Here is an 11560-nt window from a genome sequence, read left to right as displayed (position 1 = left end):
ATTTTCACCACCATGGTGTGAGCGGAACGAGAGCCAACCGTCCCGAGCTGGACAAGCTGCTCGATCACCTACGAAGCGGCGATGAGGTGGTGGTGTGGAAGTTGGACCGGTTGGGGCGCAACACCCGCAACCTGCTGGCTCTGATTGACGATCTTGAGCAGCGGGGTGTGCACTTCCGCAGTGTCACGGAAGGCATCAGCACCACCGGGTCGATGGGTAGGGCCATGCTCACCGTCATGTCCGCGTTCGCCCAGCTCGAGCGTGACCAACTCGCCGAGCGCACGAGGGCAGGTATGGCTGCGGCTGCCGAACACGGGCGGAAAGCCGGCCGACGGGAAGTCACCACTGACCATGTCACGGTCAAACGAGCTCGGGACCTCAAGGCCCAGGGGCTTGCGGCGGGCGACATTGGGAAGATCATCGGCGTCAGCCGCGCCACCGTATACCGCTACCTGAGCATGGAAGCGAGCGACGGCCTCGGACGCGACCAGCACGAGGGGCACGGCATGTTGAACTGACTCGAACAACGATGCACAAGGACCCCGCAACATTCGGCGAAACTTACAACTGACAGCTCACTCGAGGTGGGTTTTCTCCGTCGATAACGGCGGTGGTGTACGAAGGCGAGCCTCATGGTTCCGGCAATTCACTGTGTGCTTGACAAGCAGTGGAACGTAGGAATGCTCATTGCGTGGACCTCTGGTCCGGGGGGCTAAATGCCTAGACGATGGGCGATTTTCGTGCAGCGTCAGTTCCTCCCTTGTTCAATCATGTGCTGTTGGTCATGGCCAAAGCACGTCAAACGCTTTTCGCGCGAGACCGCATCCGCACGTCTGCCAACCTGGTACCGATTCCACCGTCCGTCCCTCACCGCGCCACCGCCGCCACCTCGGGTTCACTACATTGCCCTACTCGAACTTGGACGGCTCCTTTCCGTAGGCGTGCCCGCGAAAATGCCCGGTGCCGTGTGCGGGTGTCGGGCAGCAGGCTGCTCGCTGATTGCTGGAGCTTTGAGTGTGTATACGGGGAGGGACTTGCTCGGGGTGTCGAACCTCTTTGTTCGAATGCTGCCGCTCAGCTCGCGCTAGGTCGGTCACTTATCTGGGAAGACCGACCACGTGGTCAAGAGGGCAGCTGCGGGAACCTATGCACGGCAAACAGTGTGGATTGCAAGTCCAGCGTGGGCTGGATCTGAAAGACTTTAGATGCTAGACAAAACCATGACTGCAAATTCAGTGAAGATTAAGGACCGACTGCTCAAGGCCTTGGCTTCAGGGGAGATCATAAACTTTGCTCCAGGGGTGAGCAATGATGACGTTCTCTCAGGCGATCCCTCGAGCTGGAGAGTTCATCGTAGGCTTTCAGCGACCCTCATACGAGATGTGCTATTTACCCCAGAAGTGTCTGTTGATCCCCAAGGCCTCAGAATTCGCGGTGCTTTCATTACAGGAAGAATTGACTTCAGTTATGCGACACTACCTTGCCGAATTGAGTTTGATCGATGCTCCTTCGAGGACGCTCCCATATTTGATAATGCGTCATTAATCGAATTGAGCTTCAACAATTCGATACTTCCAGGGTTGTCCGTTTCATCAACCACAATAAAAGGCGGTCTTTATTTGGAGGACGCCTTATGCGAAGGTGGATGTTGGTTAAGTAGTCTACGTACTGGGACCCTCTCTCTCTATGGCGCAAGCATTTCCAACTCCGACGGTGAAGCGCTCGACCTCGACCGCGCAGTCGTTGACGGAAATGCGATTCTGAACAACCTTGAAGGAACCGGGAAGGTGAGTGCCAGAGGCTTACACGTTAGTGGTGATCTCGATCTAACGGGCGCAAACCTTGCTAATACTCAGGGAATCGCCCTTCACCTCACTGAGGCCGTTGTCGAAAACCTCACTTTGGACGGTGTTCGCGTAGTTGGACAAATTTTTGCACAAGGTGTACGCGCAAGAAACATCTCCCTAGTCGGTGCAAGAATATTCAATCTTATTGGAGATGCCATTAGTTTCGATGGAGCTATTATTGATCGTAGCGTTTACCTGAGTCATCTTAACGTCATTGGGCAGTTCCGAGCTTTGGGAATGGTCTGTGGTGGCCAGTTCGCTCTGCAGGGGGCAACACTTTTTGCTTCCAGCGGACACGCCCTTCGCCTCGACAGGACCACCATCGACACTCTTATTCTAGATGAGCTGCTAATTCCAGATGGTTCACTAACTCTGGCCTTCGCTATAATTCAAATTCTGCGAGTAGACAAGGATCGGCCGAAGGTCGGGCTTCCATCTCTGGCATCGGCAGAGGGTCTAGCTTTAGGAGCGATCTACGGTTTTCTGCTGCGCGATCGTAAGACGGCCTGCGAGTGGCTGGACACTATTGGCCGAGTACCAGATACCGGCAACCAGCGGAAATTTGTTGCTCAGCCTTGGCGAGAGTTCGCAAAAACTTACGAACAGGTGGGACAACCTGAAGACGGCCGCTGGTTGCGATACCAGGCAGCCAAGCGAACCACCAAGGTTGCACCGGCAACATCCAAAGTCGTCCGAAAGGCTTATGGATGGGTGGTGGGCTATGGGTACTACCCTGCGCTCGTTGTGCCATGGATGGCAGCGCTTTGGCTAATTGTCTTCATCGTGTGCTCGATATTCTCCTCAGCTTTCACGCCCACGCTGCCCAGCGCAACAACAACTATCGTGACGGATAGCAATAACCAAAAGGAGCAGATTCAGACGACGGGTTCAACGCAACGCCCACTCAGTTATCCCGCTTTTACCCCCGCCCTCTTTGCTTTAGATGCTGCTGTCCCGGCCGTATCTACCGGGCAGTCCAGCGCGTGGCGGGTGACAGAAAGTATATGGATCTCAATTCTGTTGGCCGCCGTCAAGGGCTTTTCTTGGGTGCTCGTAGCCCTTCTTTTGTCCGGGATATCAGGGCTTTTGCGTAAAGACTAGATGAGGAAGACATAGGGAGGGTGTCTCATCGACGTTTTCAGTATAGCTTTCCACTTATCGGGACCCAGCCGGTCGCGGGGGCGAGTCGGCATCCATGTGGATCTAAATGACTGCCACGTTGATCCTTTGCATGGATAGCGATGATAATTGTTCTGTGACAAATACTTTCATTTCATAGCTTGGTGCTCTTGCCGTGGAAAAAGGGTAGCAAAAAAATAGAAGGAGCAATAGTGGCGTGATGTGATGCTGTCGTATGCCAGGGGTTCCAATACCGGCATCTGCTCTGGCAGAAAACGCTCCGCGATGCCGGGCTGACCGAATCAATGTCCCGCAAGGGCACCTGGCTGGATAACGCCTCCATGGAAGGGTTTTCAGCCACCTCAAAGAGGAATGGTTCCGGATTCAGCAACCAGACACCATCGAGGACTTCCATACCTGGCTGAACGAGTACCTGCAGTGGTGGAACAGCACCCGCATCCAAGAAAGACTCAGCTACCTCAGCCCCGATGAATACCTCGCCCGCCACCGCGTAACGTTCAATTAGGAGTCCAACATTCGGGGATCACTCCAATGCTGCGCCAGTACCTCACGAAGGGCTCCGACCTTCGACGGTTCACCGCCACAGACCTGGACGACATCGCGAATCTCATCAACGATCGGCCCCGGCAGGTCCTGAAATGGGCTAGCTCAAACGACCTTTACCCAGCCCTCCTCACCACCTCGAACCAGCCCGCGACACCCTCAGAATCACAGGTGGTGCATTGACCGGTTGAGACCGCCATCCGTCTTACGGGCAGTGGGCGTGCAGTCCGCACCGCGGAGACGACGGCATGGATCCGCAAAGCAGTTGCGTCCTCCCGATCCGTTGCCGACGACGTATGGGTGACTCGGCGAAGACCCAACCCGTCAAGGGCGGATTGAGGCTAAGCCAGTGCCGCTGGGAACCCCCTTGGCAAGTCGGAACATTACTGAAGGGACGCGACGCCTCAACCCGGGTCACTTTCGCACCCGAGGCCCGAGTGTTGTCACTCGAGATGCTGGCTGTGGTCTTCGACGTCAGGTTTCGCCCGCAGGACGTCGGCGATCTCTTCCTCCGGACGCGGCGCGATGGTCTCGTTAACCTCGAGCTCTGGGACGGTCGGCTCATCCGGGCGGGGAATGTGCTCCTGAGAGGAGTGCTCGTTGTGGGAAGACACGGGGGATTCCTTCGGTCGGCAACATCCACAGCGTATACCGATTGAGCTGCCGCCGAGCCACGCATCCTTTGCTGCGCACAGGGCGGGCTCGGCGCAACTAAGCTCGTTCGAAACGCCACATAGCGGTGCGAAAGGACGGCTACATAACCCTGAAATCCACAGTTCCTTGGCGTACTGGCGGAAAACGGAGGGTTTTGGCCAGTGCCACTTAAGGTAGCCCAGATTCTGTTGGTCGAAGCAACACCCATTTAGGGAGTTTCTTCGATGTATCAACAGTTCACCTCGCCTACGGGCGTCAGGTTTCTCGCCCTTATTCGGGAGGGCAGGGGTCTCAAACCTTCAGCCCGCGCAGTTGGGATCAACAAAGGGGTCGGATACCGGTGGTTGCGCGACCAATACCTCCGATTCCGCACCGAAGGCCTCGACCACGTTCAGGCTCAGGTTGAGCTTGGATTCACCTCGAGCAATGCGGAGGAGTGGAATCAATGGTTCCTTACCCATGACGAACGCCATCACCTGCAACTAGACCAAACGGTGGAGGAAGCGTTCTGGGCTTCCTATGCGACCGGCATAAGTATCAAGGCGGCTGGGGCCTCAGTAGGGCTGCAGCATACGACTGTGTATCGATGGGTCTACCGGCGGTTCGTGAAGCAACGGCGACTCCTTGCGCTGGGACAGGTGATGAAGGATCTGCGGTTGTCTTCCGCTACCGCGTCTAGGTGGGAGGCTCAAAACAAGAAGGAAATTGGGGGCGAGAAAGCTCGGGTGGAGCAGCTCGACAGGGACGCGATACGTGCAGCCAGGCTTATCGCCGAACGGGTAGCAGCACCGTTGTCGCCAGCGCAGAAACGACGCGCTCTACGGGAGGCGCGCTACTGGGAGTTGGTGGGCTCTGGTGCTTCCAACGCTGCAGCTTGCAGGATATTGGGCGTGAGCAACATGATCGGTACAAGGTATCGGAATCAGAGAGCAGCCCGACCACGTGTAAGCAGGAAGCCTGCCTCGGGACGGTATCTATGTCTGCGGGAGAGACTGCAGATGGCGGACCTGCTCCGCCTGGGATGCTCGCTTCGGGCCATCGGCCGTGAGCTGGGTAGACACGCGTCGACCATCAAACGTGAGCTCGACCGGCACCGTGACAGTAAGGGCCGGTATCTGCCTCGCGTCGCTGATCATGATGCCCGCCAGCAGCGCCGCCGGCCGCGGGAACGCAAGCTACGGGCAAGCCAGCGCTTGCGCTCACTGGTGCAGGCCAAACTGGCTAGTCGCTGGTCACCAGAGCAAATCTGCGGGTGGCTGGCACAATCCTTTCCCGCCGAGCCGGGACTGCGCCTGTGTCCTGAGACCATCTATCAGGCCCTGCTGTTTCACGATGACGGCGGGCTCAGATCAGACGGCAAACCACGGCTGCGCACGGGACGAAAGATCCGCAAACACCGATGGAGAACCGGCCCGGGCCACGGACCGGTAGTGAAGAACATGACCATGATCAGCGAAAGACCAGCGGTAGTCGAGGCCAGAACCGAGGCAGGCCATTGGGAAGGCGACCTCATCGTCGGGGCCGGTTCCGTATCAGCCATGGTGACCTTGCGTGAGAGGAAAACCCACTACGGGATCATCATCAATCTCCCACACGGACATACAGCAGCACTGACAAACCAGGCCATCATCACCGCGTTTTCAGACATACCAGCCCATCTGAAACGAACCATCACTTGGGACCAGGGCGTAGAGATGGCTCGACACCAGGAACTAGCCGCCGCGACAGGGGTGCGCATCTTTTTCGCCGAACGTTCCAGCCCATGGCAACGGGGCGCCAACGAGAACTTCAACGGGTTGGCCCGTCAATACTTCCCCAAGGGCACAGACCTCTCAATCCATTCCGACGATCACGTTAGAGAGGTTTGCGGGGAACTGAACACCAGACCGCGCAAGAGCCTGGGCTATCTCACACCAGTAGCAAATTTCCATGCGGAGAGACGGGTAACCACGAGAGTCAGCGAGTGATGCACAACCAAGCAGCCGACTAGTCGCGGACAAGATTCCGGCTACTTGAAAGCTGACCGCGTCCCTCTGAGTTCTGGAGACGAGTATGCAAGCTAGTCTCAGGGTGACTGCACCAAGCTGAGGACAGGAAACCTATGGATCTCTCGACGCTCTTCTTCTGGATCGGCGCGGCCGTTCTTACCGTGTACCTAGTCCTATCTATCGTATTCAGGTCACGTAATCGAGACACTAACGTTAGCGCTTTCGAATCCCCTAGGTGGAAACGCAGCTTAGTTGTCGTCTTCGTCATTCTCTTCGTTACCATCATCACTGCGACGATCTTGAGGGGCATGGGCATGTAGGAGCTATGCATCCTTTTCCAAGGGTCAAATGGCTCCTAGCTCAAGTACGTGTGTACTGTCAGCAGATCATCACCTAGGCTGAACGCTCACCGTTGCATCGACCGCTCGAATCCGCCGTACCTTCACCGGGCTTTTTATCGGGCGGGTCTTACGGGAATCGAAGGAGTCAGCATCTATATGGACTTTTGTCAGTTCTTAAGGTCGTCTGCACAACTTCCCAAAGTCGCCTGCACGGGCGCAGACCGACCGTCTTACGGGCAACGGAGTCGCCGAACGACTTCCTTGCGCCCGCACCCATCTCACGACGCATTTGAACCTCGCTCTCGCGGCCGATCGATGGTCACACGAGGAAGTGTCACGCGAACAACTGCATCTCGTCTCCAATACGCTGAGGTGGTGTCAAAGCTCATCCCGCGCGAATCCGCGCCTCCGGCCCAGGAGAAGGTCGTGGTGTCGCGCAGCGGGAACACCTGCGCATACCCCGGATGCGGGTTGATCCTCACTATCGAGTCGCTCGCAAACGGCGATCGACCGAAGGCGACAGGGAAGGTGGCGCACATCTGCGCGGCGAGTCCCGGCGGCCCGCGGTATGACGAGGAGATGACCAAACAACAGCGGGGGTCGGCGGACAACCTCATCTACCTGTGCGGCCCGCATCATGACGCCGTGGACGCGCAGCTCGAACTGCACACAGTCGAGTTCCTACGCGAAACCAAGCGCGTGCACGAGGCGAAGGTGGCGCGCGGCGTTCGTGCCGGCCTTGGGGATGTGACATACGCAGAGTTGTCTATGGTCTGCACGGTTTTGGTGGGAGCGAGAGAACCGCTGAAGGCGGTGCAAGTAGACATCGCGCTTCCCGTTCAGCAGAAGATCCAGCTCAACAAGCTCGGTCCGGGCGCTGTTGAGCTCATTACCGCGGGCCTTTCGCAGGCAGACCGCGTAGCAAGCTTCATCGCCTTCCAGTCCGACTGGAACCCCGGCTTCGGCAAGACGTTGGCCGCGCGATGCAAAAGTGACTACTACTCGGCGATTGCAGACGGCCTTCAGCCCGACGAAGTGTTCGACTACCTCGTCCAGCGTGCATGGGACAACGCGGGCCCTCAGGACACCCCTCAGCTGCGCGCTGCTGCCCTCGCGGTAATCGCCTATCTCTTCGAAATCTGCGAGGTGTTCGAGCGTGAGTGAACTGTTCCCCGACAAGTTCACCCCTTTAGCCAAGACCCTCGTGGGAGAGGCTGCAATCGTCCTCGGGCTCATGGGCACACGCAGTCTCAGCGTTGGTCAGCTGTTCGTCGAGTATCGAGAAGCGGCGCCGAGCTCGCCCTATGACTCGTTCGCCGCGGCGCTGACCTTGCTGTATGGAGCCGGCGCCATCAATCACCACGACGGAATCCTGAGGGCCGGTTAGTGCTACTTCGTCTTAGTTCCAACAAAGTCGAGTTCAAGCCCATTATGTTCAAGCCCGGCTTCAACGCAGTCGTCGCCGAGCGCGCGCCCGACTCGACCGACCAGGACAGCCGCAACGCCCGTGGTAAGTCGACTCTCCTCGCGATTCTCAACTACATCCTCGGCGGCACATTCGACAAGAAGATGCAGGTGCTCGCCGACAACGGATGGGAGTTCACCCTCGAGCTCCAGCTGTTCGGCGGCACCGTTAGCGCCACCCGCACACTCGCCGCCGGCAAGAATCTGCACATTACGGCCAACGGCGACGCGAAAGCTTTCATCGCGCCATATCTGGTCGAGGGTCAAATTACGGTCGAGGAGTGGAAGGATCTGCTGGGACTGGGGTTGTTCCGTCTAGAACCTTCCGAGGAGAAGGTAACCGGCGGCATTTCGGTCCGGACGCTGCTCTCGTATGTCATCCGTACGGAGGCGCCGAAGGACCCGCTGAAGATTGTGGCTGTGCAGAGCGCCACCAGCAGCCGTGAGCATATCGCGTTCCTTCTCGACCTCGACTGGACCGTCGTCCTCGACCTGGCAAACGTAGACAAGGGGCTCCAGCAGCTCAAGACCATTACGGCCGCGGCGCGCGATGGCCTCGTGACTACCCTCCGACCCGAAAGCGACCTTGCCCTCGAACGGGCAGCACTCCTCAACGAAGTCGAGGAGTGGGAGGGGCGGATCGAAGGCTTCCGCATCCTGGAAGACCCTAACTCGCTGGTGCAACGGGCGGACGAACTAACCGCGCAGATATCCGTCCTCCGCGACGAAGCAGTCGTCGATGGCCGCATGCGCAGCCTCTACACCTCATCACTCACCGACGATACCGACGCGCCGGCTACCGCCATCGACGTCGAGGCGCTTTTTGCGGCGGCCGGCGCCGTTCTCGCAGATGGGTTCGTTCGACAGATGCGAGATGTTGCCGCCTTCCACGCCAGCCTTCTCACGAACCGGCGAGCGTTCTTGCACAGCGAGATTGAGAGCCTCGACGACCGCATCGCGGTCCGCAAGGCCGAACTCTCCAGACTCGACGAACAGCGCGCCGGCACGCTCCGCACGCTCGATGCGGGAGGCGCGTTGGACGAACTGAATGCGCTGCGAAACGAACTCGCGACTGTCCAAGCGCACCTCGCCGCAGTCGATCTCCAAATCGAGCAGGCCCGTGAACTCGTCACCACCCGCGAAGACCTAAAACTCCAGCAGTCAACTCTTCGCAAGGGAGCGAGCGAGCAGCTGGCGGGCTCCCGGCAGAAACTCGACCACGTCGGCGCTCAGTTCAGCCAGAAGATGCACCGGTTGTACGGCAAGGACGCCGCCCTCACGGTCGAGGTCGACAACGCGGGCTACAAGTTCACCGTGACCGTCCCAGGCTCGGGAAGCAGTGGAGTGGACCGAATGAAGCTCTTCTGCTTCGACCTCACGCTACTTGAGGAGGGCGCTGCCTCGGCTCGACATCCCGACTTCCTCGTGCATGACTCGGTGGTCTTCGACGGCGTCGACCCTCGCCAACTTGCGAACGCACTTCGCTTCGCGCAGGAGATGGTTCAAACCACGGGTGGGCAGTACATATGCACCATCAACAGCAACGACATCCCGCCCGACGTACTGGAGGAGCCGTGGTTCAAGGGCGGCATCGTACGATCCATCCTTGACACTGAGGTCGGCGGCCTGCTGGGGCGTGAGTTCTAGGACAGAAGAGCCCGTCCAGCAGCCCGGCCGATTCCGCGGGCCGCGGTAGCTCCACTTCCAGGACCCACTGCCCGCTGAGGGATCCATGTGTGGGACAGCAGGGACAGGCATTGGTGAGACTTCAGGTGGCGCACGGACCAGAAGATGGAGAGGCAGAATCTCATGCGGAGGGCGTTTCCGTACGTATGACCAGCTAATTGATCTACTGATGTGCGGCGCGCTACTACGACTCCGTAACCAGTGATGCGGGGAGGGGGAAACCCTCGGGGAGGGGTTCAACGTAGTTGTGGCGGTTTCCGACACCGATGAGCTCGAGGTTTCCCTTCGGTGTGCGTTCGTAGGCGTAGTAACGGCCCTCTGGGAGCTTTCCCAGCTCGGCGTCGGAGGGAATGTGTTGGCTTATTGGTTCGCCGACGTGTTGGTAGGTCCACTCCAGTGGTCCACACAGTGCGAAGGTCTGGTTCGGGTACACGATCCCGAGTTCCATCACTAGCTGCATGTCCTTGTCAGTGACGGTGAGGATCTGCTGCCCTGTGGGAAGGGGTGGCCTGTTCTCGATCAGCGTCGGGTAGTCACCTTCTTTCCACGCAGTGACGTGACCTCCTATCGCATCGCATGCAGATACCGGCTCGATCGCGGCACCACGAGGAGGGCGGCCGGCGACGGTGCATTGCCCGAGGAGTTGTCCTGTACTCGACTCATGTAGCTGCTGGTCCGCTTCCCACACAGCGGGGATGAGTTCTGAGCACCGGACGTGCGAGGGGGAGGGTTGAGCCGCTACTGGTTCAGTCGTTGCCAAGGAGGGCGGAGACGCCGTGATCGCCGTGTACAAGACGGCATAACCGAAAATCGCGACGCCCGCACCGGTCGCCATGGTTCCGCGACGGTAAACCCGGGGATTACTCGTGCCTTCGTGTTGAGGTTCGACTGGCGTACGGCCACCATCATCACGCGAACCAAGGTCCTCAATCCGTGTTGCTTCGTCCCCCATGATTCGACCTTACGGCCCAGCGTCCACCGGGCTCCTGGAGGCGCACACCGTGTCCCTACATCCGCCCAAGCAACAAAGTTCGCTAAAGGATCGGTATGTGGACTCTTGTTCAGGCCGTTCCGTAGCTTCTGGCTGGTGGGGTCGGACGCGCCTATGCAGCGGCTCGATCCCCTTGACTAGGTTGGGCAGATGGACAACGACACTCGGACTGACCCGCCCATCGCGGCCGGAGAACGGGAAACTCTGACCGGCTTCCTGGATTACTTCCGAGCCACGGTAGTGATGAAGGCCAGTGGCCTCAGCGATGCCGACGGCGCTAAGCGGCTCGTGCCCTCGCTGACAACGGTGTCAGGTTTGGTGCAACACCTGACTGACGTTGAGCAGTTCTGGTTCCAAGACCGCATCGACGGCCGGCACGATGTTCCCACCCGATGGTCCGCAGAGGATCCCAACGGTGAGTTCCGGGTAAGCGAAAAGGACAGCCTGGCAGGCATCATCGACGACTACGAGGCTGCCTGCCGCCAATCCCGAGAAGTGCTGCAGCGGCATGAAATGGACGATCGCTGCCGCGGTGGAGACGGTGAGCACAGTGTGCGGTGGGTTCTGGTGCACATGATCGAAGAAACGGGCCGGCATTGCGGGCACTTAGACATCCTGCGCGAACTGCTGGACGGATCCACCGGAGATTAGGGAGGAAATCTCCCAGCCCGCCTCAGCGCGGACACGTCGGCAGCGTGGGCGCACGAGGATCCCCCTACAGGACGGTGAACGCGCTTTCCTGCGTGGGCGTTCTCGAGTGTTTCAGCCCGTGCTGTATGTGCCAGCCCTATCAGTACTAGGTGTGGTGTGCCGCTTGGTACTGCCTTCCCCGGTACGCTCGCTGGACTGACTGTTTGTTCTAGGCATGGGGGAAGTAATGGCATTGGGTGGATTCGGAATCTTGAT

11 protein-coding genes and 1 pseudogene are annotated in these 11560 nt (G+C 58.8%); 9 read left to right on the top strand and 3 right to left on the bottom strand.

The features are described 5' to 3' along the window. The first annotated feature begins 17 nt into the window (after nt 1-17). The 4 genes and pseudogenes from P5G52_RS01910 to P5G52_RS18350 all read left to right on the top strand — a co-directional run. On the top strand, nt 18-518 hold the full coding sequence (locus P5G52_RS01910; RefSeq protein WP_301224295.1) for a recombinase family protein: 501 nt from the start codon (nt 18-20) through the stop codon (nt 516-518). Nucleotides 519-1220: 702 nt separating this feature from the next. Then, the gene (locus P5G52_RS01905; RefSeq protein WP_301224294.1) at nt 1221-2948 is read left to right on the top strand and encodes a hypothetical protein; all 1728 of its coding nucleotides are present in this window, start codon (nt 1221-1223) and stop codon (nt 2946-2948) included. Between the two features lie 400 nt (nt 2949-3348). Next, nucleotides 3349-3492: an IS3 family transposase gene (locus P5G52_RS18270; RefSeq protein ID WP_363321903.1), complete on the top strand. Its 144-nt coding sequence runs from the start codon at nt 3349-3351 to the stop codon at nt 3490-3492. Nucleotides 3493-3518: 26 nt separating this feature from the next. Next, nucleotides 3519-3713 (top strand): annotated as a pseudogene (locus tag P5G52_RS18350) (IS30 family transposase); the annotation flags it as partial. Nucleotides 3714-3973: 260 nt separating this feature from the next. Here P5G52_RS18350 and P5G52_RS01895 read toward each other — a convergent pair. Both P5G52_RS01895 and P5G52_RS01890 read right to left on the bottom strand, forming a co-directional pair. Continuing rightward, complete coding sequence (locus tag P5G52_RS01895) at nt 3974-4144, bottom strand: hypothetical protein (protein WP_301224292.1); 171 nt, start codon at nt 4142-4144, stop codon at nt 3974-3976. 339 nt (nt 4145-4483) lie between these two features. Next, entirely contained in the window at nt 4484-4645 is a 162-nt protein-coding gene (locus P5G52_RS01890; RefSeq protein ID WP_301228841.1) for a hypothetical protein, read from the bottom strand. A 180-nt stretch (nt 4646-4825) separates the two neighbouring features. On the opposite strand from P5G52_RS01890, the gene P5G52_RS01885 reads away from it, so the two are divergent. From P5G52_RS01885 to P5G52_RS01870, 4 genes are all read left to right on the top strand, one after another. Beyond that, complete coding sequence (locus tag P5G52_RS01885; protein WP_363321901.1) at nt 4826-6151, top strand: IS30 family transposase; 1326 nt, start codon at nt 4826-4828, stop codon at nt 6149-6151. A gap of 737 nt (nt 6152-6888) precedes the next feature. Continuing rightward, nucleotides 6889-7677: an ABC-three component system protein gene (locus P5G52_RS01880; protein ID WP_301224291.1), complete on the top strand. Its 789-nt coding sequence runs from the start codon at nt 6889-6891 to the stop codon at nt 7675-7677. Continuing rightward, complete coding sequence (locus P5G52_RS01875; RefSeq protein ID WP_301224290.1) at nt 7670-7900, top strand: ABC-three component system middle component 6; 231 nt, start codon at nt 7670-7672, stop codon at nt 7898-7900. Before P5G52_RS01880 ends, P5G52_RS01875 begins: the two co-directional genes overlap by 8 nt. 44 nt (nt 7901-7944) lie before the next feature. Continuing rightward, entirely contained in the window at nt 7945-9624 is a 1680-nt protein-coding gene (locus P5G52_RS01870) for a DUF2326 domain-containing protein (protein ID WP_301224289.1), read from the top strand. Between the two features lie 223 nt (nt 9625-9847). On the opposite strand, the gene P5G52_RS01865 is transcribed toward P5G52_RS01870, so the two are convergent. Beyond that, a complete protein-coding gene (locus tag P5G52_RS01865) occupies nt 9848-10498 on the bottom strand; it encodes a hypothetical protein (RefSeq protein ID WP_301224288.1) in 651 nt (216 codons plus the stop codon). A 306-nt stretch (nt 10499-10804) separates the two neighbouring features. Here P5G52_RS01865 and P5G52_RS01860 point away from each other — a divergent pair, with 306 nt between their 5' ends. Further along, nucleotides 10805-11305: a DinB family protein gene (locus P5G52_RS01860; protein ID WP_301224287.1), complete on the top strand. Its 501-nt coding sequence runs from the start codon at nt 10805-10807 to the stop codon at nt 11303-11305. Nucleotides 11306-11560: the final 255 nt, after the last annotated feature.

Origin of the sequence: Arthrobacter burdickii (assembly GCF_030433645.1) — a bacterium.
Taxonomy (GTDB): Bacteria; Actinomycetota; Actinomycetes; order Actinomycetales; family Micrococcaceae; genus Arthrobacter_D; species Arthrobacter_D burdickii.
This window is presented reverse-complemented; position numbering and strand designations above follow the sequence as displayed.

Bases quoted from the DNA above. Each gene is read 5' to 3' on its own strand.
- P5G52_RS01890 (WP_301228841.1), bottom strand. From the start codon at position 4,645: ATGGGTAAGGAACCATTGATTCCACTCCTCCGCATTGCTCGAGGTGAA.
- P5G52_RS01860 (WP_301224287.1), top strand. From the start codon at position 10,805: ATGGACAACGACACTCGGACTGACCCGCCCATCGCGGCCGGAGAACGG.
- P5G52_RS01885 (WP_363321901.1), top strand. From the start codon at position 4,826: ATGAAGGATCTGCGGTTGTCTTCCGCTACCGCGTCTAGGTGGGAGGCT.
- P5G52_RS01870 (WP_301224289.1), top strand. From the start codon at position 7,945: ATGTTCAAGCCCGGCTTCAACGCAGTCGTCGCCGAGCGCGCGCCCGAC.
- P5G52_RS01905 (WP_301224294.1), top strand. From the start codon at position 1,221: ATGACTGCAAATTCAGTGAAGATTAAGGACCGACTGCTCAAGGCCTTG.
- P5G52_RS01865 (WP_301224288.1), bottom strand. From the start codon at position 10,498: ATGGCGACCGGTGCGGGCGTCGCGATTTTCGGTTATGCCGTCTTGTAC.